Origin of the sequence: Sphingobacterium lactis (assembly GCF_051951495.1) — a bacterium.
In the GTDB taxonomy this organism is placed as follows: Bacteria; Bacteroidota; Bacteroidia; order Sphingobacteriales; family Sphingobacteriaceae; genus Sphingobacterium; species Sphingobacterium lactis_A.
Genome location: NZ_JBNHAS010000001.1, coordinates 523,690 through 545,086 on the forward strand (window position 1 = coordinate 523,690; position 21,397 = coordinate 545,086).

The following is a 21,397-nucleotide window of genomic DNA, read 5'->3' on the forward strand; positions in this document are numbered from 1 at the left end:
TCCATTGTTAATTATCTATCGATAAAGAATAATATTGTTTGTTAACTGAAATTTAATTTTAAAATAAACAATATTGTTTTAAACTTTTATGTTGTTTATGCACTCTAATTGGAAAATTTTAACTCTATAATTATGAAAAAGATTACGATTTATCTATTCTCATTGGCTTGTCTTATGATGGTTTCTTCATGTGCCGTTTATAATGATCGCTTCGACAACTATATGCTTCTTTGGAAGGATAAGCCTGAGGATGATGTTTATTTGGTTTATGGCCCTCCAATGCGTTCTCAAACTTTAAAGGATGGTAAGAAATTAGTATCCTATGATTATGAGTATCAATCAGGTCAAGAAAAGGACTTCTGTATAGTAACTTTCACGATTGAAAACGAAGTCGTACTGAATGCGAAGTACGAAGGTGATTATTCTGCCATAAGAGTATATGTAAAAGGTCCTCAAGGGGTGCAAGGATTTTAACTCTTTTAAAAGAGTTACTATTCTATCCATCTTCAATGGAACGAGATTGCTATTGTTATGCTATTTTTTCTACGTAGATTTCAAGTAAATTGATCTAAATATCCTTCGTATTTTCAGGCAATTTAGTTTGAGTTTGCTTCGGGATTCTAACGGTATTGTCTCGTATCTAGTATGGATCTTGTTCGGATCTCGTTCGGTTGGAACCGAACGAGATCCGAAGGAGTTCCGAACAAGTTCCGAAGGAGATCCGAAGGAGTGTCGAAGCAAACCGCTAGTTGAGACGCTGAGATAGCAGACAACAGACAAAAAGATAATTAAAGAAAATACAGGATAGGTCATAGAACCTAGACTGAAAACTCCATTTAGCTTCAACAAAAATCAACAAATAATCTTTATCTCATTCTATGTGATATGAGAGCTTATCAAGGTTCTATTTAACCATAATACCTTTATTTATAAACAAATAGTTGTTAAGATTAAGTGTTTGTGTATTTAATATTTTAGCTTTTTTGCGATATTTTTTAACCTTCTATTTGTTTGTTGGTGATAGACGTTTTCTTTAAATTTCATATCTTGTGTAAAAAATTTCTTTTGAGGTTAATCCTCGAAGAGTTTTGCAAGTCTATATTCAAAAATCTGTTTATATTTTTCAATCTTCATTGCTAAAAACATAATAGGATTAATAATAAATGCACACTTAAAATCTGAATTTACTTTTAATAAATTACACATAACTATATGAAAATCGCAGTCCTACTATTATCAGGTTTATTCCTGTTGCCGTTCAGTTCGAAATCAGAAACTACTGTTTTCCCCTTAATTAACAAATCCAAAGTTGATTCCACCATAAATGAAAATGAGGAATTACTGATGATGATTGCAGAGAATCAACTTTATGAAGTCGTATATAATGAAATATTTGGAGTAGAAATTGGAAGTAATGTTCAATGGTTGAATGTTTTTGGTCAAAATGCTTTTGCCTCTTTTAGCAATAGTGACTATTTTATTTTGGAAAATAATCGATCTGGAGGATTTGAAATTTACGATGATGAGAATAATTTTTTATCTGTTGCTCCAGATGCGCTTAAAAATTACTCATTAGAAACGAATTCAGGAATATGGGTTAAACAAAGTAACAATGGTTTTAATAAAGCTTATTTTTATAACGATAAAGGCCAGGAATATACCATGACTTTTAAGTTTAGTTTAGGTGGGAAGCAGGAGATTAAATGTCATAATGGATACCAAATAACAGTCAAAGGAAAATTGAATGGCAATTATAATATTACCGATAATGAGGGGCGAAAAATGACGATAATTTATAACCGCTCCGGGATAAAGAAATTATATTATGGTGATCGTTTGTTAAAGACCTTGGTTCTTCAAAGCCAACAGAGTTTTACAGTGCAAGATGGAAATGGTAAAAGCACAAATATTCGAACTCGCGGACGATTTAATGATATCATTATAACTTATCCGGATGGGGAACAAATATTTGTAGAAAACAGATATAGAAAACCAGTGCCACCTCCGAAAGTAGAAACAAAGACTGAAGCGAAACCGGCAGCTAAGTCTTAAGATTGATTTTTCTAAAAGCATTCAAAAATCAGACTTCTTATTAATGTTGTTTCTTTGAGATTAGTATAAAATTGGAATCATCAACTGGAAAAATCAGCATGGTACTATTTTTGTCTTATTTACGTGAAAAATAGAAATCAATTATTCTGTAAATTTTTCATTGATGCTGCTATTAGGACTTATGATAGCAATAAATAGGTTGAGTTCAGTGTTTAAAAGATTGACTATGCAGAATGTAATGATAAATTTTAAAATGAGAATAATGCTTTTTTTGGCATTACCACTTTGTTTTATTCTATGGAATTGTACCGTTCATAGGGAGGTAAACTATTACGAAGGGTATATTTTTAATCAACAAAAACAAGCTATTTCCAATATCATGGTTTATGAAAGAGATAGACCTGAAAATAAAGTATTCACGGATCAATCAGGTTATTTTCAACTAAAAAAACCTAAAAATGTGATATCTAATTTCTTAATGGTAAAAAAAGATGCTATTATTTTAGATTCTATTCAAGTCGTTCGCACTCGTGCTGGAGAACAGGTTAATTATGCATTTGTAGAAGGGAGACAGGATACACTTTTTTTGAAAATAGAATAAATCAAAAGTGCGTTTATTGGGTTAATAAATAAAGATTGTCCTGAAAAATTTGCAAAGTGATATTAAAAAAAATCGTTTCTAATTTAGCAGTAACATATATATTATTTCCACTTATCTATATTTATGATTATTGGGACAATATCTATTATCATGATTATATAGACAATTATAATAATAGATATCCAGATTTGATTTCCTTTTTAAGTAGAATTTATAATGGATTCTTTTTTTATTCATCCGTACTGCTATTATCGTTAATCTTGCTTCAATTTATAAAGGATAACTATCTTTATAAGAAGCCGTTGTTTTTTTTAAAATCAACATTAGTATATTCTGTAATTAATCTTTTTATCATCTTAATTACTGGTTATGGTTATCTTTTAACTATGATATTTCCAGTACCATTTGGGGTGCCTTTTGTATTTATACTGTTATTATTTTCTATAATAATTCAAGGAACACTTTATTTGTTGATTGATAAATCTGTGGAAAAAACTAAGGAATAATTAAAAGTCAACTAACGTACTAGGATAAAAAGAGAAGTGTATCAAAATACAATTATTCATAAAAGGTTAAATAAGAGAAGAGAACAGATGACAACACAAGAAATAAAGCGAATAAATATTGGCACTTACAAAGGAGTAGAAATTGAGTTGGTAACTTGGGATGCTGGAATGGCAGAAGTTGACTTATCCTGTGCCTGTATGTTTACAGAGGAAATGGGTATGGATGAGCCAATTGGTGGTCTTAATCATTTAAATGATGCGCTAGATGGACGTTTATTTTCCTTAAGAAAGCATGGATTATTCAAGGGTTCTAAATCAGAGCTTTTATTGCTTGATTCGGTAAAAGAGGCTATTCCTGCACAGAATTTATTGATCATAGGTATGGGGGCTCCGTCGGACTGGACATCGGAAGAAAGCGCGATAGCCATCGAAAAGGCGGTTCATACTGCCTACCATTTGCAGGTAGAAAGCGTGGCTATTGCTCCTGGGATTTTGGATACAGGAATAAAACCAAAAACTGATTTTTCAAAGGAAATGCTTGTAGCATTAATCAGCTCTATCGATAAACAACATAAAATATTTCAAATGGGTTTGGTTCAAGCACCTTCTATTAAAAAATGGGTTTTTGATGCGGGTTATCAAAATTTTGAAGAGAAGGGATTGAATTTTCAAGAGAACTTTCAACAGATTTTAGATTCAGAAAAATAGGGAATTTCATATGTCAGAGAAAATTATTAAAACCGAAGAATTACACATTACAGATAGCAAAGGCAATACGAAAATAGTATTGGCTGTAAAAAATGACATGGCTACCATTCAATTCAACCAATCGGAGGGTAAGCCTGGTATGTCAATTACGTTGGATCAAGATGGTTTACCTGCTATTAAATTGGAAAACCCCAATCCTGAATTGCCATCAACGATTTTAGAAGTAGATGCTAAAGGGACACATATAAGATTCAATCATCCAAAGGGCAATTCTGCCTATCTCTTTCTAAATAATGCAGGAGCTTCTGGAATCGTAATGAATGCGGCAAAAGAAGACCGCAGGTATCAAGTAGTCGTTTCAGAAAACGGAGAGGTCATCATTAAAAACATGGATGCGGAATAAACGTATTCTATAGCCTTTAATGGACTACGTTATATGATGTTTTGGAAGTTATTTGATTAGTTCCATTATTTTTTCTGCTGGCCGAGCAATTACTGCTTTACCATTGTGTATGACTATTGGTCGCTCAATTAAGATAGGGTTCTTTACAAGGATATCTATCCATTCCTCATCATTGAAATCCTTGCTTTCAAAGTTCTCTTTAAAAACTACCTCGTTTTGGCGAATAATTTCTTTAGGACTTTTATCCAGTAATTTTAGAATATGAGTCAATTCCGCTTTACTTGGAGGGTTCTTTACATAATCAATTATTTCCGTTTCAATACCTTGATGTTTTATTAAATCAAGGGCACAGTTACTTTTGCTGCAATTTGGATTATGGTAGATTTTCATTTTTACAAATATTCAGCATTAAAGATCGTAAATAATTTGCATTGTTTTTTCCGTAAATGGATCGCAATAGCGGAGGTTAAATTCAAATAACTCTTCATTAGAATAAGATTTTTCAATTTCCTTTCTCAGCATAGCCTTGGCTCTATTGAGACGGACCTTTACATTGGTTTCTGTTATTTCCAATAAGTTGGCGGTTTCAACAACATTTAATCCATTGATTTCTCTGAGGGCAAAGACCATTCTATAGGATTCAGGTATTTTTGAAAGGGAATATTCAATTATCAGTCCTAACTCGTGACTTTGAATCGTTCGCTGCACGTCATTTGTTGAGCCGGAGAACATGGGGTTAAGGTTTTCTTGAATAGGCTCCATAGCGGTTTCATTTTTGAAGCTGAATTTTTGTTTTTTATGGTAACAATGATTAAGCATGATTCGCATTAGCCAAGTTTTAAAACTAGAACGCGTTTCGAATTGGGCTAAGCTTTTATAGGCATCAATATAGGTGTCCTGCATGAGGTCTTGCGTATCTTCATGGTTAAAGTTGTAGGCACGACCAATTTTGTACAGTTGGGCATTAAACCGCCTTACAATAAGTTCATAAAGCGGTTTTTGTCCTTCTAAGACTCTCTTAATTATTTCAGTTTCTGTGAGTGGTTCCATCATTTGATTTCTGCTTATTTCAAAATTTTGCTAAGCTTTGCCATTGAAAGTGCGGAAATAGACATCACTAAATCTCTTACAGCAACATCTAAATAATTCAAACTTGCTAATAGACTGATGGCTATTAATGCTAACCATGCCGATACAATATAACCGCCAATAATTGGTTTTTTCAATACAATAAGTCCTGCGACAATTTCAATAACACCTACTATTTTCATAAAGACAGCACCTGAAAAGGGTAAAATGTCACCCATTGTTGGGTTTAAATATTGCTCCCAATTACAAAGCAAGTTAGTGAATTTGTCAGCACCTGCCACAATGGGAACTATCACAAAGACGTATTTTAATACATTGACTACTTTGCTGATTTCCTGGTTTTTGATTGTATTTTCCATTTTCTTGTTTTTTTATTGCTTTTACAGATATAGGGTTAGTGACTGGGCAATTGGTTACAAGGAATCTTAATTTTTTTTAGGTGAATAGCATGCTGTTTTTCTTGCCATAGGACAAGTGTATAAAACAATTCAGTTCTTAAATTCGTAGTAATATCACATAAAAATTAGAACTATGTCAAAGCAAGTATTCATTAATTTTCCGGTCAAGGATCTAGAAAAATCAATTTCTTTTTATGAAGCATTAGGCTTTACAATCAACCCGCAGTTTTCAGATGAAACCGGTAAATGTATGGTTTGGAGTGATCATATTTTTGTGATGATTCTTAATCATGAGAAATTTTCTTCATTTACCAATAAACCATTGGCTGATTCGAAGACTAGTATAGGAGGCATTTACTCGATGTCTGTTGATTCTGTTGATGCTATGAATGCTATCATGGAAAAGGGTTTAGCTGCAGGAGGGTTTGAGCCAAATGAGTTAAGAGATTATGGGTTTATGCAACAAAGAACAATTGAGGATCCCGATGGTAATACTTGGGAATTCTTCTTTATGGATTTTTCAAAATTGCCTACAAGCTAATTGTTAGGTTGGTTTTATTATTTTTTTCTACTTTCCCCTAAAAACTAAATTTATGGAACGAAGCAGTTTGATTGAGATGAACAATGTTGGAATTGTTGTTGAGAATTTAGATGATGCCATTTCATTTTTTCGTGAAATAGGTTTGACTCTTGAGGGAAAAGGTCTTGTTGAAGGGGAGTGGGCAGGTCGTGTGACTGGCCTACTTGACCAACAAGTAGAGGTTGCGATGATGGTTACGCCTGATGGCCATAGTCGATTGGAATTATCCAGATTTATTAGGCCAGAGCCAATTTCAGATCATAGAAATGCTCCAGTAAATTCATTGGGTTATTTACGGGTTATGTTTCGAGTGGATCATTTGGATGAATTAGTAAGTCGATTAGTAAGTAATGGAGCGACATTGGAAGGGGAGATCGTGCAATATGAGGATGTTTATCGATTGTGCTATATTCGAGGACCAGAGGGACTTTTAGTAGGGCTTGCCGAAAAAATATAAGTGCTTGTTTTAAATCCCGTAAATGCTAGGTGCATTTTTATTATAAATGATTATATTTATTCTTAGAAACACAGATTATATTTTGAGAGTCATTCTTAAATTTATTTTAGCTTAATATTAGCCTTCAGAACCACAGGCTGATAATTCTTTAATTGGGATATTCCTATCCCAATAGGTTTTCAATTCAATTTTCATTCCTTGCTTTATCGCTTTGTGATTGCGATGCAGTATTAGCCTGTTTGGGTCTATTTACTGTAGTTGTCAATGATTTGTTGAGGTATGGAGTGATTGGAAAATTCATGAAAAGAATGTTAAGCAAGAATTTACAAAATGACTTCAATAAGTATATGGGAGATAAAAGTTCTCAATACTCCCTTTTTAAATAAAAAGTGCCATCGCTGTAATAATTCAAGTTTTTATTGCAGTGATAAATTCAGATTAAATGCCCAAAAAAAGAACATTGATATTTGGTTGATTTATAAATGCTCCAACTGTGATGGTACGTATAACATGCGGATTTCTTCCCGTAGGAAAGCGGAGCTAATAGATAAAGGTTTGTTCGAAAAGTTTACAGCTAATGATAAGGAAACGGCCTGGGAATATGCCTTTATGCCATCTATTGCGAGTAATAACCGGGTTGAGCTGAATTATGCAAGTGTGGAATATCAGGTAATAGCAGATCTTTTAACATTGGATCAACTTCTCGAAGAAAGAACAGGCATAAAAGTATTCCAGATAATGTGCCCTTTCGATTTTAAATTGAGAATTTCAACGGTATTAAAGTACTGTTTAGGGCTTTCAGAGAGAGAAATCTTAAAAATAATGGATGGGAAGGTTATTTCAGTTGATGGTAATATTTGGAAGAAAAAGGATAGGGTAAGAGGTTTCATGTTATTGGAAATAAATTTAGCAGGTCTTCGATCAATATTTAATGGTGAATGATGGATGAAGAAGGTTAAATGATGGAATAACTTTCAATTATTGCCAATAGTTCGGTAGGACTTTGAACATTAAGTTTTCTATTGATGTTTTTCCGATGTGTTTCAACGGTATAAATGCTGAGGTTTAACGTATCTGCAATTTGTTTAGTTGGCAGACCTTGCTTTATCAATCTAATTATTTCTAATTCTCTTGAACTTAATTTGTACTTATTTAAAAAGGAATCTTGTTCGTAATTACTTTTATTGTTGTTTTGTGTTTGATTTGGTGAGAAAAACGATTTTTCCCCATCTTTAATTGCTAAGAGTGTACTTTTTAATTCCGGAGCAGTCGTATCCTTCATGATATAACCAAAAGCACCAATATCTTTTGCCAGATTGATTAGTTTTGGGCTCTGATACATGGAAACAAAGACAATTTTTATAGTTGGATACTCTTTTCTAATAAATAGAGCTGCTTGCATTCCGTCTATGGATGGCATATTAATGTCTAAAAGAACGATTTCGGGCAAGAAGTTCGTCAAAACTTGTAGCAGATTACGTCCATTAGAGACCTTGGTTATAATTTTAAATTCATCCATACTGTTAATGATTTGTTCCAAGCCTTCGGCAAAAAGTGCATGGTCATCAGCAATTATTATTGTTGTAGTTTTCATAGCTCATTTAGATTATGGTAAGGAACATTAATGATTACGGAGGTTCCATTTTTGTTGCTGTCAAATTCTACTTTCCCTCCAAGGAATGCTACACGCGATTTTACATTACGAATACCTATGCCTTTTAAGGTTTTTGAAAAATCAAATCCTTTTCCGTTATCTTCAACGATTAGTGTTATTTCTTCTGCTAAAACAATATCAATGTTAATTTCTTTTGCTTCAGCATGCTTGATGGCATTTATGAGTAATTCATTAATAATTCGGTAGAGAATAATAGCCTTGGAGTTTTTTAATTTTCCTTCATCACCATCCGTATTAAGGACTAATTGAATAGGAGTACTTTTTCGTAAAGAGTTGATTCTATCTTTCAAGGATGAAAATAATCCATTAGCTTCATAAGCCAATGGGAGTAAATCATGGGAGATGTTTCTAAGGTCAGAAAGTGCTTTTTGACTTATCAATAAACTTTGTTTGTTAAATTGTAAAAGATAGGCTTTGCTGAGATTTGATTGTATAGAAGCATTCGAAATGTGTAAAATCAATGTGCTTAATGTAGCTCCAACATCATCATGTAGGTCTTGTGCTAACCGTCTTCTTTCTTCCTCTTGGGCATAAATGATTTGTTTGTTCATTTCAAACTCTTGACTATCCAATAACTTTTTAAGTTTAGTTCGTTCAACTTTCATTTGTTTATACCGGTAAATAATTCCTAGGAAAATAATCAACGCTTCTACTTGTAATCCAATTTGAATATGTGTTGGTGCTGCAAATAATTCAATAAGATTGCCGCTTTTTAATATTTGAAAACATGTATAAATGATGCTCATAATGAGGTAACTCATTGCAACAAGATAGAACCATGCTGGGGTAAAGCCTTGTCTAATTCGGACAATGACATTCCAAATAATTCCAATTGCAATGCCCGTTATCCCTATTAAATAGGCATGCAAGGTCCATTCGATAATTTGTGTTTGATTTGGTAGAAATACTTCGATAACTAATTTAATTGGTAACAGTGCTGTTAAAAACCAAGTGATTGATTTTAAGAAAATTTTGGCGAAAAACTTTTGTTCTTTGATTTTCAGAAAAACATAGGCAAGCCATGACATCAGAATCATGGTTACAGCTCCTGTTATGCTTTGGGAAAGATTGAACCATTGTGGGTGGTTCGGAAAAATAAATTGAAATTCTGCAGCAATACTGGAGAATAGCCAGGCGATCGACGATAATATGTAAAAGCAATAGAGAAAATGAATGTTGTCACCTAAGGATATTCCTAAAAAAATATTGACCAACATATTGAAAAACATGATGCCAAGGAATAAGCCGAATATGATGTAAATTTTCTGTTCCTTACTTTTAAAATAATTGGCACTCATTAATTCAGGGGTAATACTGAATATTTTCCCCTGTTCTTGAACCATAATTAAAAACTCAGTTGACTCTTCTGCAGGGATAGTTAATGGTAAAACAAAGTCATAAAAAAGATATGGACGTGTTGAAAAAGGGTATATGGCACCTGTTTTATAAATTTCAATAATTCCTTTATCTGTTTTTTGGAAAACTTTTACTCGATCTAAATGGGGGTTGTTTAATTGTAAATATAGGGTGTTTGAGCTGGGATCTGGATTGACTAAATGGAGACTTAACCAATAGTAATCGTTTTCAAAGGAGGCATGAAGACCATCATTTGGCGTCATACGTTTACCTTCGCCAGATGAAAAGGTTGCAAAAGCCAGTTGTGGAGAAATTTCTTTACGAGTCTTAAACCATAGAAAATAATCATTTATAGCATACTTATCCAATTCAGTAACCGTTAGAACCTCTTGTTCTTTGTCGAAAATTCGATTATTGACAAAAAGATTGTTTAATTGATTAATGAGTATGATGAAAATAATTATTCTAAATATATTCCATAGTTTCATAAGGGTAAATATATGGAGTATCCTTTTTCTTTTTAATACCAATTAATGGGTATTGTAATTTGATGCAGTATCTATTATTTTTGTTGTTTGTGAGTTTGTTAGGTTGTTTTTTTTAGGTTTTTTGTTTGAAAATGAAGCTCAAATACCAAAATAATCTATCAGCTAAATATAACCAATTTTGTGTTGAAGTTAAACTTAGCTAAATTAATGAGAAGTTTAATTGGATTTTAAGGATTTGTGGAATAGATTTAAACCTACGCTTACCTAAATTATTTTTAAAATACGGATTCAGGAGGTTGACAGTTAATTAGGTGTTTTGTCTGAATGAGAAATAATGACTCTGATTTTTGAGATTGAAATATGGGTCTTTTAGGAAGAAGTTTTATTACATAATATATAAGTGCTCTCGCTGCACGATTAATTAGCTTCACAGAAATGCGAGGCTTTTTTGTTGGAATGAATTTAAGAGGTGATACTATTAATTACTTGGTTTTTTCGGTATTCAATGGAGCCATTAACCTCAACTACATTTAAGTTGAACTAATGAACCCATTCATGCAGTAAATTGTTAACCTCTGTTCTAAGTTTTGGAAATTCAACTTGCTGAGAAGGGATTAAATCTGGATCTTCAACTGATACAAATACAAATAAGTCTATTTCAGTAATTATTGCTTGCGTCTTTTCATAGAGATATTGAATATCTCTATTTGGATCAAGGATATGAAGGTAAGCTAATATATCTAGAACACACCTGTCAAACAATACCTTATCTGTGCTTTGGAGAATTTGCTGTGCAGAAAAATGGAATTGTTATTCAAAATCCAATGGAGTAGGTGGAGCGGAAAACTCAAAACCTAATGATTCCATTTGAAAGTAAGGTTCTATTTCTAAGTTGTAGTCGGGAAGTGAATCAATTAGTTCCTCTGCTAAGGTTGTTTTGCCAACATTATGTGTACCGATTATTGCAATTTTCATTCGAGGATATTTATGGTGGATTGCTGAGATAATTCAAAATTACAATTCCAGAAATAAGTAATTTGAAATTAAAATTAGTAACCTCTATGGTTGAGATATAAAGATATTTGTTTGAATTATGTAATTTCAGCCTATGCGCGAAAAAGAAGATTTGAAAGGTTTTTACAAAAGGATTTGCCATCCATATGATTTTGATGTTTCTGTTGATATACCACATATCAATGTTTTTACTCGTTCCTCATGTAAAGGAGTCGCTCCGTATTCCCGTAGGAATTATTATAAAGTAACTTTATTACGAGGTGAGGGGCTTTTAGAATATGCTGATAAAAGCTATCAAATTAATAAACCTGCGGTATTGTTTTCTACGCCTAAGGTTCCTTATAGGTGGATACCAACGGGTGATGAACAATTAGGATGGTTTTGTATTTTTAATGAATCTTTCGCAAGGCAACAAGACGAGTTGTTAAGTACATTGCCCATGTTTTCTGTTGGAACAAATAAGCTGTTTTTTCCAGACAAGGAAATAGAAAACCAAATTGCGGATTTATTCGAAAAAATGATGCTTGAGAATGAGTTGAACTATATTCATAAACAAGATTTGCTTCGAAATTATCTTCACCTGATTATTCACCAAGTGCTTAAAATGAAGCCAGCTTTTCATTTGGAACAGCATTATAATGCTTCTGAAAGAATAACAAGTATGTTTTTGGAATTACTTGAACGACAATTTCCTGTAGACTCCATGCATAACCCACTTTCTTTAAAATCTGCGAAAGATTTTGCAGTTCAACTTTCTATCCATACCAACCATCTTAACAGAGCTGTAAAAGAAATAACTGGGGAAAATACAACCAATCATATTGCTAACAGGATCGTTGTAGAAGCTAATGATATGCTTAGAAATACGGATCTAACCATATCAGAAATTGCTTATTTGCTTGGATTTGAATACCCTTCTTATTTTAATATTTTCTATAAAAAACACACGAATAAGACTCCGAAAGAATCTAGATTGATCTATTCCTAAGTTTAATCTATGACTATAAAGGTTGTTTGAATATTATAATTATTAATTTGAATAATTAAATTTCTTGGTTCTAATTCCAAATAGCTTTGGATTAACAAATTTTATTAGATATGAATCGAAGATCATTGCTAAAAACCGGAGCCTTATTAGGGGTTACAGGACTATTACCAATTGAGAAAGCTAATGCCTATGTAAAGGATTCTAAATTCAAGAAAAATCAACCTCAACCTGGATTCAAAAGATTACTAGTTGGAGATGCCGAAGTATATGTTTTAACTGATGGGTTTATTCGTGAGCCTAATGTCGATGGTTTTTCACCAAGAGCGGATATTATAGAATTGAAAAAATTACTGAATCAAAATTTTCGTTCAGATCAGTTTATTGATATGGCGATGAATGTGCCTTTAATCAAATACAAAGAACTTTTGATTTTGATAGATTGTGGAATGGGAATTTTCGCAGATGATAATACAGGTAAACTATTGGAAAGCTTATCTGCTGCGGGCTTTCAACCAAGCGATATAACAGATATTTTTTTGTCACATGCCCATCCAGACCATATTGGTGGAATAATTGGTAAGAATTTTAATCTGATTTACCCTAATGCCAAGTTTCATATTTCTAAAGTAGAGAAGGATTTTTGGATGCAGGCTTCAATGAAAGATTTTCAGAATTCTGCATTAAAGAATCAGCCTGATTTTCTAAATCAGTTTATACCCACTGTTCAGAAGATATTTAAAGCGATTAATAGTAAGCTGGTATTTTATGAGTTTGATAAAATCCTCTATGATATATTTTCCTTTCAAAAGGCTCCAGGTCATACACCGGGAATGACTTTGGTGAATATCAAGTCAAAGGGGCAAGAATTGTTATATGTAGCTGATTTAATTCATCATGATTTAATACTGTTCTCTCATCCGGAATGGGGTTTTTCAGGAGATACAGATTTAGATCTGGCAGTGGAAAGTCGTAAAAAGATATTACAACAATTAGGTACTAATAGAACTAAAGCATTGGCTTATCATTTGGCATGGCCTGGAATAGGATTTACCTCGAGGGATAAAGAAGGATTTCGCTGGATACCTGAAGTTTTCTTTACTACTTAATATTTGGAGTAGAGGGGTTGTATAATTTAAATCAGAAGGTTTTTTCTTTCTTTTAGATGCTAGAGTCGATTTTCTCAGCTTCAAACCATCTTCAAGATCTTTTCACTAGCATTAGAAGCTGTCTCTCGAATACATAGGATGCAAAAGCCTTACCCTGTGATTTTTTAGTGGTATCCAAGAACAAGGGTCCGCTGGAATTGCCTCAAACTCTCCATTCTCGTACGCTTTCTCTGGTGCCCCTAATTAGTCGAACCATTAAGTTCCTTCAGTTTGAAAAACTGGACTTTGGGTTCTCGTTTTCTTCTTTTTTTTCTTTCGTCGTCCCCACCAAATAAGGAAGCCCGTAATGGGTAATGTAGTTGAGATTATTCCGGCGAGGAAGGTGCTTAGTTTGCCGAACTGTCCCCACCATTGTCCCATATGTAGCTGCCATATCCAATTTTCTACCTTATTATGAATATGCTGATCCTTTTGAATGTGGAATGGATTTCCTGTGTATTTGTCGAAATAAAAGGTATGGTTGTTTTCGTCGCTCTTTAAGCCAGCCCTGTCAGCAAGATTAAAAGCAAAAACACCCGACTTTTGGTAATCATAAACCCAATATTTGATAACTTTTTTTGTGGGTTGCTCCGCAAATAATTGATCCATAAGAGGGAAGGCATCGATAAATTCTTTATCTGGTTTTGCTTTAGGGAGCTGTTTGTGCCAGTCAATTGTTGTGCCGCCAAAGGCTTTCATACTTAGGTTCATCAATGGCTGGAAGAAAAGTATTAGACCTGATAATCCAAGGATGAAGCAAATAATTAGGGAGTAGAAACCATATACATTATGGAAGTCATAGTTCAGGCGCTTAAATCTTGCTTTCCAGCGTACGGTAAAGCTGGCCTTTACCTTGTTTTTTGTCCATCGTTTTGGCCACCAGAGTATAATTCCTGTGATAGTACTAATTACAAAGATGACCGTTGCGATGGCGATGATCCATCCACCGACTGTTCCAATTTTAAAATGCGCATGAAGATGCGCCATGATAAAGAAGAAATGGATAGTTTTATCGTGTTTCAATATTTTGCCAGTGTAAGGGTCAATATAGACCATAGAAAGGGCAATTTTCTTAGGATCAAAGGTGTTAATTACAAGGGCTCGATTAGGATCCTTATAATATAAAACATAAGAAGGGAGAAGTCCAGGAAATTCCTTTTTTTGAATATTCATTAGCGTCTCTAAGGGTAACTTTTCATTTCCAGGTTCAATGTATTTTGCATCGCCTGCTGTCCATTCGACGATTTCGTCCGAATAAACAATGATTGTCCCGCTGAGGCAGACAAATATCAAGATAATTCCTGATACTAAACTTGGCCAAAGGTGCAACCAACTGACCAATTTTAGCACGAAGGATTTCCCCTTTTTAGACTTATGTTTATTACCCATGTAATAGTTTTGTTAGAATCTATAAGATATCGTTCCAAGAATCGTTCTTGTTGGCTGTGCGTACAGCCAGAAGTTGGTCGTCATATAGTGTTCATTTGTTAGGTTATTCCCTTTGACGCTTACTCTAAAGCGATCACGTTCATAGAAAACACTGGCATCCAATAGGAAGTAACCAGGCATTTTGAAAGTATTATAATCATCGCCATAGAAATCGTCGGAATAGTTTCCTCCAAATCCTAAACCAAGACCTTGAAGTTTTCCTTCGAGTAGGCTATAGCTCGCCCAGAAGTTTCCGACATGATAAGGCGTTCCTTGCGGTTTTTTTCCTAATGTTTTCTCATCTCCCTTAGTGAATCGAGAATCGTTATAGCCATATCCTATGATGAGATGCATTCCAGGAAAGGGATTGGTTGTCAAGTCAAATTCAAATCCACGGCTTCTTTGACGTCCGTTTTGTACAGTTGAAGATTTTCCAGATTCTTCAAGAATGGTAAAAGGTACATTAGTTACATCGATGTTATAATATGAAGCATTTCCATGTAGTTTTTTGTCGAATAGTTCATACTTTACACCAAATTCATACTGAGCAGCTTCTTGTGGTTTAATGGTAGCTGCATTAAACTGTACATTTTCCAGAACCATTCTTCCGTTTGTAAATCCATTGGTATAATTTCCGAATAAGGAGATCTGATTGTCAATAACTTCATAAACTGCACCAAATTTTGGGGAGAAATAGGTTTCTTCGAAGTCGGTTACAAGGTCTTTATAGCGATCTAAGCGTAGCCCGGCATTAATGTGTAGACGGCTGTTGAGGCTAAAAACATCTGATAGATAAATACCCATTGTTCGGTTCAGCGTGTTGATGGCACTTTCTTGTGCATTGGCAAATAGTTGATCTACTTTTGCCATATTTATTGCTGGCACATTTTGAAAGCGATTTACTTTGTCATAATAGTTTAGCATCTTACGTTGAGTATAGTATTTGTCGTCGTTATAATCTATTCCAATTAAGAGTTTGTTTGTCCATTTTTCATTTCCGTATATGCCTACGAAATTCTGCTGAATACTTGTTGTGATGAACTCACTTGGAATTCGCATGATTCGTCTACCTACTGTGTCTCGGGTAAGGGGTACTGCGAAGAGATAGTTTGAATTGTTATTTGTATTAGCAGATGAGAAGATCGTTTTTGACGTCCATCGATTAGAAATGCGATAGTCGGCACTTGTCATGACATTTAGTACATCCGATTTCATGGTTAAATCATTCGAGGAAAACGATTGTTTTACATTCCAATCGAATGCCGAGAAATCATTAAATCCTTTCGGGAGGTAACCTACGGCGATCATATTTTTCTCAGCTTTCGAGTATTCCGCTTCAATGTTCAATGTTAATCTATCATTGACTAAAAATCGAAATGCAGGTGCAAAAAATAGGGTATTGTCTTTTCCGAAGTCTTGGAAGGTTCGTCCTCGTTGCAGAGCTGTATTAAATCGGAATAATACGGTTTTGCTTTCATTGATTGGGGTATTGAAATCAAGAGTAAGACGGCTAAGATCATAAGCGCCATAACTGTAACTTGCTTCTCCAAAGCTGTATGGTTTTGGTTTTTTGGTAACAATATTTATGATACCCCCATATGATATTTCGTTGGATGTACCGTAGAGTGTTCCTGCAGGTCCTTTAATTATTTCGATTGCTTCGATATTTGCAAGATCTGACATAGTCGTTTGTGAAGTTCTGTAACCGTTTTTCAGTGATCCAGATCCTGTGGAAAAGCCGCGCATTTTTGCGATGACTGTAAATCCTCCTGCGCCTAATCCGTTTGTTATATTAGCAATTCCTGGGGCGGCAAGTAGTGCTGACTTCATGTCTGTTACTGATCGTTCCTTCAATAGTTCTTGGGGTATTATATTGTAAGATTGCGAACTTTCGAGGTTTTCCTGCGGCATTTTACCGACTGTTTCTGTTTTCTTTTCAGCGAATTTTCTAGCAGCAGATACGACGACCTCATCAATCTGGTTTTGTTTTGTTCCAATGTAGAAGGTATATAGATTCCGTTCTGCATTCTTGATTTGTTCTTGGTATTGTTCTCCTTGATATTCGATTTGGAACGTGTAAATCTTATTAGGGCTTAAGTCTAAGACAACCTTTCCCTGTTTGTCTGATATAAATTCCTCAGCAGTTTCAAGGATTTTTACTTTTACAGCTTCGATAGGCTGATAGTTGAAATTTAATAATCGAATGGTAGTAGATTTTGTTTGAGCTATAAGCAGCTCAACGCATAAGCAAGAGATTATGCAAAAAGCATATATGTATTTTTTCATCTTTATTAAGATTAATTCTAATTTGGACAAAAATATTTGTAATTTTCGCATGATTTTTACGATTTTAAGACGTAAAAAGTACGAGTTTTTGCCATCGCTAATTATTATATGAAATCACTTAAAGAGCGCTTTCAACTAAAGTTTAACCGTAATAAGCGTAATATCTCCTTGGAGAAGGAGGGGTATAGAGAGCTGTTTTTTAAAACATCATTTTACAACATACCAGTTCGAGAGAAATTTATTGTGGATGACTTTTTCATTGTAATTTATTCAGAATCCACAATTGAAAGTCCAGTTACTGTTCCAATCTTTTTGGCGGATGGAGTATTTAAGATGCAATTTGAGTTAGAGGGTTATTCTTCTTTTTGTTCTTCTGATTTGGATATTGAAATTCCTGAACAGCACTTTAATTTATTTTTTCTTCCAAAGGTTCATGGTGCATTGCATTATCGTAAGTCACGAATATGTGTTGACATTATGTTCGATAAGGAGTTATTTGAACGCGAAGTATCTACACTTATTCCTGAGTCGTCGGTATTTTTGAAGCAGCTATTGGATAACAACGCTTGTAAGCTTTTTGATCAATCGCCAAGGATTACAATGGAGATGCTTACAGTTATTCATCAGATTTTGGAAAGCGGCCTTCCACCCAATCTACAGGCTACGTATAATAGGTTGAAGATACAGGAATTATTGGTTTTAACATTTTCAAAATTGGCCATGCAAGAAGGGAAGGGGCAATCAGACCTTTCTTTGGCAGAGAATGAGAAAGTTTTGCAGATTTCTGAATGGATTTCGCAGGAAGGTATTCGATTAATTTCTGTTCAGGAAATTGTGGATCATTTCGGTTTATCTCAGAAGGTTATAAATCGTGGTTTTCAAAAGTACTATAATTGCAGTGTTGCCCAGTATATCAAGAAGGTGCAAATGGAAAGTGCGAAGAAGCTAATTAAAGAGCAGGGCTATTCTATTAATGAGATCGCGCAATTGATGGGCTACAGTTATCCCCAACATTTTTCCGTTGCTTTCAGTAAGTATTTTGGATATACTCCTAAAGAGGTTAAGCAAAAAAGTAGTTAGCAGTTTCAGAGACGGACATGTTCTGATAGGGCGTTGGATGGATTCGTGATGAAAATGTTTTTCTTGAGTGAGATCGTCTAATGTTTTTTTTAGCTTTTGCCGATTTGTATCTAGAGGTGATTTTAATTCAATAGTACTATCTTTATGAGGGTTCGAATGAGTCGAATCGGCTTTGCCACGTTCATATCTAGTGGATACAAATCTAGAACTCTTTTTGGGGAAGATCAGAAACAGTTGAGCTAATTATGACTGTCTGCATTTCAAATACTATGCAAAATGGTACATTTACTAATGCAAATACAGTCGTTACTGTTTTATGGTTTTAGTATTACTATTATTGTAGCAAGTTTGATGAAAATTAAACTCAATTCCATGACAAGACTCCTCTTTACAATTCTTAGCTTTATTATCACGGTATCGACAGTGTATGCGCAAAAAGGCATCAATAAATATGTCTCTTATGGTGCAGGAGGAAGATTAACCATGCATGTGGATAGTGGAGCGCACAATGTGTATTCTGGAATTATATTTCCCAATCAACCTAATACTTCTTTTAATTATTTGCCGAAGGTCAACCAAGTTAGTGTGCAAATGTATTTTCAAAAGATAGATAAACCGGAGAACTTTCGGTACACTATTTTGGTTGATGATAAACCGATGGCGCTAAATAAACCGATCAATAGTAAGGACCTGAAAGAAGTGATCAGAAAAGATATGAATTGGAATGACGAGCTGCTCGATTCGACAGAACTGGCATTCTTCACTTTAAAAGATAAAACCCTGACGATATTAACCTATGACATCGAAAGACCGCAAGATGTTTACAAAAATGTGTTTTTCGGCAAGCCTATTCCGAGACCAAAAATCGAAATCTTAGCAAAGCGCTTCGTAACTGAAAAAGGCGTGGACTACGATCGTAAAATACAACCAAAACAAATAGTAGATCTTACTTTTACTGAAAAAGATGATGAACTGACTATTGTAAAAGATAGAACCTATATTGACTATATTTACTCAACATCTATTAAAGACAAGAAAACAGATAAGATAATCTATGAATCCAATTCTTGGCTATATGGTGGCTACCTTAATGAGGAGGGTAATAAGTATTTGCCATATGTCAAGATTGATAGGAGCATTTTCAAAAAATCGGGCGATTATGAGATTATTATAAAGCCAATGATTAAATGGGATAAGTTCCTTGGTGGTGTTACAGATAATACAATTTCAGAACACGAATTAGAAAAATATACAGCCAGATATACGCTCGCTATTGCTTTAGATCAAGAAAGTTATACCAAAAAAGAAGCTATTATATATGCGTTAATCTTAATACTTTTTATTGGATCGATCTTTTATTTTATCCTTTACTTTGTCAGACAAAGGAATAAGAAAAGGCTAGCAGAACAAGAGCATCAAAAAAACACAGCAAAGCTTCAGCTTAACTCCATTCGCTCCCAGTTAAATCCTCATTTTTTATTTAACTCGCTTACAGGTATCCAAAATCTGATGAATAAGAACGAGGTAGATAATGCAAATAGATACCTTTCTAAATTTGCTCGATTAACGCGCAATATTCTTGATGATAAAGAATTGATCAGTTTGTCACAAGAAAAAAACTTATTGGACGATTACCTTCAAATGGAGCAATTGCGGTTTGGCTTTCAATACGAAATCAATTATGTCCAAGACTTGGATTTGGATAACATCGAGATACCAAGTATGATGGTACAACCTTTTGTAGAAAATGGGGTGAAACACAGTGTTTCTCAAAGAGCTAATGCCGGAAAAATCAAGATTGAATTTATCAAGCAAGCGAAAGATTTGATATTAACTATCGAAGATAATGGAAGTGGGTTTGATGCAAATAAACATTATCCTGGTTTAGGTCTTCAATTAAGTAATAGTCGAATAGCTCTCTTAAATAGTGTTTATAAAGAAAATCGCTTTATTTTAGCTATTCAATCAAGTACGAATGGTACTAAAGTAAAATTGACTTTAACGGATTGGCTATAATATGGTAAGAGCAATTTTAATAGATGATGAAATATTCAACTTAGAAAACCTACGGACTTTACTGGAAAAGCATTGTCCTCAAGTGACTATAATAGCAACAGCACTAAATGTAGACGATGCGGTGGAAGCTGTTGTAAAACATTCGCCTAATTTATTGTTCCTAGATATTCAAATGGGTAATAAAACAGGTTTTGAGGTACTAAAACAACTGCCTAGCCGTAATTTTGAGGTGATCTTTGTTACAGCATTCGACCACTATGGTATACAAGCAGTAAAGTTCGCCGCCCTGGACTATCTGCTTAAACCAATCGATATTGAAGAACTGATGCTAGCGTTAAATAAAGCCGAACATAAACTATCAACACAGATACAAACTTCGCAGCTGGATTTTTTACTTCAACAACTCAAAAAGTCAGAAACAAAAGTGAACAAGATTGCCCTGCAGATGCAAGGTGAAATAAGGTATGTTAATTTGTCAGAAATCATACGTTGTGAGGCAGACAATTCGTACACACACTTTTTCCTATCAAACGGTGAAAAAATATTGGTTTCTAAATCCCTCAAAGAATATGCAGATTTACTTCGCCCGAACGGCTTTTTAAGGTGCCATCAAAGTCATTTGGTAAATCCAGATTATGTAAAAAGCTGGCTAAAAGAAGACGGAGGTGTTTTGCTTTTGTTATCTGGCGAAAAAATACCAGTTTCAAAGCCCAATAAGGACGCTGTTAAGCAAGCCATGCAACAGGCTAATTAAGGGAGGTTAAAATAAAGCTGAGCTGTCTAACACAACAACTTATGTTTATTGAGCTGCTAAAAGAAATGATCCCGCTGGGATTTGTTCAGCCCCGCATTCCCCGAACTCGACCTTGAACGAGGAAGTTGCCTCAGCCGCTCTTGTCTCGCACGCTTACCCTGAGGCCCCTAACGGGTCGAACCGGCTTTGCAACGTTCGAACCCAGTGGATACAAAAAAAGCCTCAATCTTAGATTGAGGCTTTTTTTGTGAACCCGTTGGTACAGAACTCGAACTCCTTTCTGGAAGATTTAAGACGATTAAATCAACTTAAAGACAGTCCGTACCAAAAAGACACCAAGATACAAGACATTCAAAATAGCTTAAAAAATAAG

At 34.3% G+C, this 21,397-nt stretch carries 21 protein-coding genes; 13 read left to right on the plus strand and 8 right to left on the minus strand.

Annotation, left to right across the window (positions count from 1 at the left end; all coding sequences use genetic code 11):
- The first annotated feature begins 132 nt into the window (after positions 1 to 132).
- The 5 genes from ACP6L2_RS02135 to ACP6L2_RS02155 all read left to right on the plus strand — a co-directional run bounded on the left by ACP6L2_RS02135 (position 133) and on the right by ACP6L2_RS02155 (position 4,270).
- Positions 133 to 474 carry a hypothetical protein gene (locus tag ACP6L2_RS02135; RefSeq protein WP_440507667.1) on the plus strand — a complete coding sequence of 114 codons (342 nt, stop codon included), beginning with the start codon at positions 133 to 135 and terminating at the stop codon, positions 472 to 474.
- 738 nt (positions 475 to 1,212) lie between these two features.
- Positions 1,213 to 2,052, plus strand: a complete 840-nt coding sequence (locus ACP6L2_RS02140; RefSeq protein ID WP_440507668.1) for a hypothetical protein — start codon at positions 1,213 to 1,215, stop codon at positions 2,050 to 2,052.
- 226 nt (positions 2,053 to 2,278) lie between these two features.
- Complete coding sequence (locus ACP6L2_RS02145; RefSeq protein ID WP_440507669.1) at positions 2,279 to 2,653, plus strand: hypothetical protein; 375 nt, start codon at positions 2,279 to 2,281, stop codon at positions 2,651 to 2,653.
- A gap of 593 nt (positions 2,654 to 3,246) precedes the next feature.
- Positions 3,247 to 3,867 carry a M17 family peptidase N-terminal domain-containing protein gene (locus ACP6L2_RS02150; protein ID WP_440507670.1) on the plus strand — a complete coding sequence of 207 codons (621 nt, stop codon included), beginning with the start codon at positions 3,247 to 3,249 and terminating at the stop codon, positions 3,865 to 3,867.
- A 10-nt stretch (positions 3,868 to 3,877) separates the two neighbouring features.
- Positions 3,878 to 4,270, plus strand: coding sequence for a hypothetical protein (locus ACP6L2_RS02155; protein ID WP_440507671.1), 393 nt, complete (start codon positions 3,878 to 3,880; stop codon positions 4,268 to 4,270).
- 48 nt (positions 4,271 to 4,318) lie between these two features.
- Here ACP6L2_RS02155 and arsC read toward each other — a convergent pair whose 3' ends face one another.
- From arsC to ACP6L2_RS02170, 3 genes are read right to left on the minus strand one after another with little or no spacing between them, the layout of a single operon-like run.
- Positions 4,319 to 4,660: an arsenate reductase (glutaredoxin) gene (gene arsC, locus ACP6L2_RS02160; protein WP_440507672.1), complete on the minus strand. Its 342-nt coding sequence runs from the start codon at positions 4,658 to 4,660 to the stop codon at positions 4,319 to 4,321.
- An 18-nt stretch (positions 4,661 to 4,678) separates the two neighbouring features.
- Positions 4,679 to 5,323, minus strand: coding sequence for a sigma-70 family RNA polymerase sigma factor (locus tag ACP6L2_RS02165; RefSeq protein WP_440507673.1), 645 nt, complete (start codon positions 5,321 to 5,323; stop codon positions 4,679 to 4,681).
- Positions 5,324 to 5,334: 11 nt separating this feature from the next.
- On the minus strand, positions 5,335 to 5,718 hold the full coding sequence (locus tag ACP6L2_RS02170) for a hypothetical protein (protein WP_440507674.1): 384 nt from the start codon (positions 5,716 to 5,718) through the stop codon (positions 5,335 to 5,337).
- A gap of 172 nt (positions 5,719 to 5,890) precedes the next feature.
- On the opposite strand from ACP6L2_RS02170, the gene ACP6L2_RS02175 reads away from it, so the two are divergent.
- The 3 genes from ACP6L2_RS02175 (at position 5,891) to ACP6L2_RS02185 (ending at position 7,736) form a co-directional block, all read left to right on the plus strand.
- On the plus strand, positions 5,891 to 6,298 hold the full coding sequence (locus ACP6L2_RS02175; protein WP_440507675.1) for a VOC family protein: 408 nt from the start codon (positions 5,891 to 5,893) through the stop codon (positions 6,296 to 6,298).
- Positions 6,299 to 6,350: 52 nt separating this feature from the next.
- Positions 6,351 to 6,794, plus strand: a complete 444-nt coding sequence (locus ACP6L2_RS02180) for a VOC family protein (protein WP_440507676.1) — start codon at positions 6,351 to 6,353, stop codon at positions 6,792 to 6,794.
- 330 nt (positions 6,795 to 7,124) lie between these two features.
- Positions 7,125 to 7,736, plus strand: a complete 612-nt coding sequence (locus ACP6L2_RS02185) for a DUF1062 domain-containing protein (RefSeq protein ID WP_440507677.1) — start codon at positions 7,125 to 7,127, stop codon at positions 7,734 to 7,736.
- Positions 7,737 to 7,749: 13 nt separating this feature from the next.
- Here ACP6L2_RS02185 and ACP6L2_RS02190 read toward each other — a convergent pair whose 3' ends face one another.
- The 3 genes from ACP6L2_RS02190 to ACP6L2_RS02200 form a co-directional block, all read right to left on the minus strand.
- Entirely contained in the window at positions 7,750 to 8,388 is a 639-nt protein-coding gene (locus ACP6L2_RS02190) for a response regulator (RefSeq protein WP_440507678.1), read from the minus strand.
- Entirely contained in the window at positions 8,385 to 10,313 is a 1,929-nt protein-coding gene (locus tag ACP6L2_RS02195) for a sensor histidine kinase (RefSeq protein ID WP_440507679.1), read from the minus strand. Before ACP6L2_RS02195 ends, ACP6L2_RS02190 begins: the two co-directional genes overlap by 4 nt.
- Positions 10,314 to 11,123: 810 nt before the next feature.
- The gene (locus ACP6L2_RS02200) at positions 11,124 to 11,288 is read right to left on the minus strand and encodes a hypothetical protein (protein WP_440507680.1); all 165 of its coding nucleotides are present in this window, start codon (positions 11,286 to 11,288) and stop codon (positions 11,124 to 11,126) included.
- A gap of 133 nt (positions 11,289 to 11,421) precedes the next feature.
- On the opposite strand from ACP6L2_RS02200, the gene ACP6L2_RS02205 reads away from it, so the two are divergent.
- Both ACP6L2_RS02205 and ACP6L2_RS02210 read left to right on the plus strand, forming a co-directional pair.
- On the plus strand, positions 11,422 to 12,315 hold the full coding sequence (locus ACP6L2_RS02205) for a helix-turn-helix domain-containing protein (RefSeq protein WP_440507681.1): 894 nt from the start codon (positions 11,422 to 11,424) through the stop codon (positions 12,313 to 12,315).
- A gap of 110 nt (positions 12,316 to 12,425) precedes the next feature.
- Positions 12,426 to 13,421, plus strand: coding sequence for an MBL fold metallo-hydrolase (locus ACP6L2_RS02210; RefSeq protein ID WP_440507682.1), 996 nt, complete (start codon positions 12,426 to 12,428; stop codon positions 13,419 to 13,421).
- A 255-nt stretch (positions 13,422 to 13,676) separates the two neighbouring features.
- Here ACP6L2_RS02210 and ACP6L2_RS02215 read toward each other — a convergent pair whose 3' ends face one another.
- Positions 13,677 to 14,849 carry a PepSY-associated TM helix domain-containing protein gene (locus tag ACP6L2_RS02215; RefSeq protein ID WP_440507683.1) on the minus strand — a complete coding sequence of 391 codons (1,173 nt, stop codon included), beginning with the start codon at positions 14,847 to 14,849 and terminating at the stop codon, positions 13,677 to 13,679.
- A 12-nt stretch (positions 14,850 to 14,861) separates the two neighbouring features.
- Positions 14,862 to 17,174 (minus strand): TonB-dependent siderophore receptor, encoded by a 2,313-nt coding sequence (locus ACP6L2_RS02220; RefSeq protein ID WP_440507684.1) that lies wholly within the window; start codon positions 17,172 to 17,174, stop codon positions 14,862 to 14,864.
- A gap of 108 nt (positions 17,175 to 17,282) precedes the next feature.
- On the opposite strand from ACP6L2_RS02220, the gene ACP6L2_RS02225 reads away from it, so the two are divergent.
- From ACP6L2_RS02225 to ACP6L2_RS02235, 3 genes are all read left to right on the plus strand, one after another.
- Positions 17,283 to 18,254 carry a helix-turn-helix domain-containing protein gene (locus tag ACP6L2_RS02225; protein ID WP_440507685.1) on the plus strand — a complete coding sequence of 324 codons (972 nt, stop codon included), beginning with the start codon at positions 17,283 to 17,285 and terminating at the stop codon, positions 18,252 to 18,254.
- A 372-nt stretch (positions 18,255 to 18,626) separates the two neighbouring features.
- Positions 18,627 to 20,270: a sensor histidine kinase gene (locus ACP6L2_RS02230; protein ID WP_440507686.1), complete on the plus strand. Its 1,644-nt coding sequence runs from the start codon at positions 18,627 to 18,629 to the stop codon at positions 20,268 to 20,270.
- Position 20,271: 1 nt separating this feature from the next.
- Complete coding sequence (locus ACP6L2_RS02235; protein ID WP_440507687.1) at positions 20,272 to 21,024, plus strand: LytR/AlgR family response regulator transcription factor; 753 nt, start codon at positions 20,272 to 20,274, stop codon at positions 21,022 to 21,024.
- Positions 21,025 to 21,397: the final 373 nt, after the last annotated feature.

Coding starts and splice junctions, on each gene's coding strand:
- ACP6L2_RS02135 (WP_440507667.1), top strand. CDS start 133: ATGAAAAAGATTACGATTTATCTATTCTCATTGGCTTGTCTTATGATG.
- ACP6L2_RS02140 (WP_440507668.1), top strand. CDS start 1,213: ATGAAAATCGCAGTCCTACTATTATCAGGTTTATTCCTGTTGCCGTTC.
- ACP6L2_RS02145 (WP_440507669.1), top strand. CDS start 2,279: ATGCAGAATGTAATGATAAATTTTAAAATGAGAATAATGCTTTTTTTG.
- ACP6L2_RS02150 (WP_440507670.1), top strand. CDS start 3,247: ATGACAACACAAGAAATAAAGCGAATAAATATTGGCACTTACAAAGGA.
- ACP6L2_RS02155 (WP_440507671.1), top strand. CDS start 3,878: ATGTCAGAGAAAATTATTAAAACCGAAGAATTACACATTACAGATAGC.
- arsC (WP_440507672.1), bottom strand. CDS start 4,660: ATGAAAATCTACCATAATCCAAATTGCAGCAAAAGTAACTGTGCCCTT.
- ACP6L2_RS02165 (WP_440507673.1), bottom strand. CDS start 5,323: ATGATGGAACCACTCACAGAAACTGAAATAATTAAGAGAGTCTTAGAA.
- ACP6L2_RS02170 (WP_440507674.1), bottom strand. CDS start 5,718: ATGGAAAATACAATCAAAAACCAGGAAATCAGCAAAGTAGTCAATGTA.
- ACP6L2_RS02175 (WP_440507675.1), top strand. CDS start 5,891: ATGTCAAAGCAAGTATTCATTAATTTTCCGGTCAAGGATCTAGAAAAA.
- ACP6L2_RS02180 (WP_440507676.1), top strand. CDS start 6,351: ATGGAACGAAGCAGTTTGATTGAGATGAACAATGTTGGAATTGTTGTT.
- ACP6L2_RS02185 (WP_440507677.1), top strand. CDS start 7,125: ATGACTTCAATAAGTATATGGGAGATAAAAGTTCTCAATACTCCCTTT.
- ACP6L2_RS02190 (WP_440507678.1), bottom strand. CDS start 8,388: ATGAAAACTACAACAATAATAATTGCTGATGACCATGCACTTTTTGCC.
- ACP6L2_RS02195 (WP_440507679.1), bottom strand. CDS start 10,313: ATGAAACTATGGAATATATTTAGAATAATTATTTTCATCATACTCATT.
- ACP6L2_RS02200 (WP_440507680.1), bottom strand. CDS start 11,288: ATGAAAATTGCAATAATCGGTACACATAATGTTGGCAAAACAACCTTA.
- ACP6L2_RS02205 (WP_440507681.1), top strand. CDS start 11,422: ATGCGCGAAAAAGAAGATTTGAAAGGTTTTTACAAAAGGATTTGCCAT.
- ACP6L2_RS02210 (WP_440507682.1), top strand. CDS start 12,426: ATGAATCGAAGATCATTGCTAAAAACCGGAGCCTTATTAGGGGTTACA.
- ACP6L2_RS02215 (WP_440507683.1), bottom strand. CDS start 14,849: ATGGGTAATAAACATAAGTCTAAAAAGGGGAAATCCTTCGTGCTAAAA.
- ACP6L2_RS02220 (WP_440507684.1), bottom strand. CDS start 17,174: ATGAAAAAATACATATATGCTTTTTGCATAATCTCTTGCTTATGCGTT.
- ACP6L2_RS02225 (WP_440507685.1), top strand. CDS start 17,283: ATGAAATCACTTAAAGAGCGCTTTCAACTAAAGTTTAACCGTAATAAG.
- ACP6L2_RS02230 (WP_440507686.1), top strand. CDS start 18,627: ATGACAAGACTCCTCTTTACAATTCTTAGCTTTATTATCACGGTATCG.
- ACP6L2_RS02235 (WP_440507687.1), top strand. CDS start 20,272: ATGGTAAGAGCAATTTTAATAGATGATGAAATATTCAACTTAGAAAAC.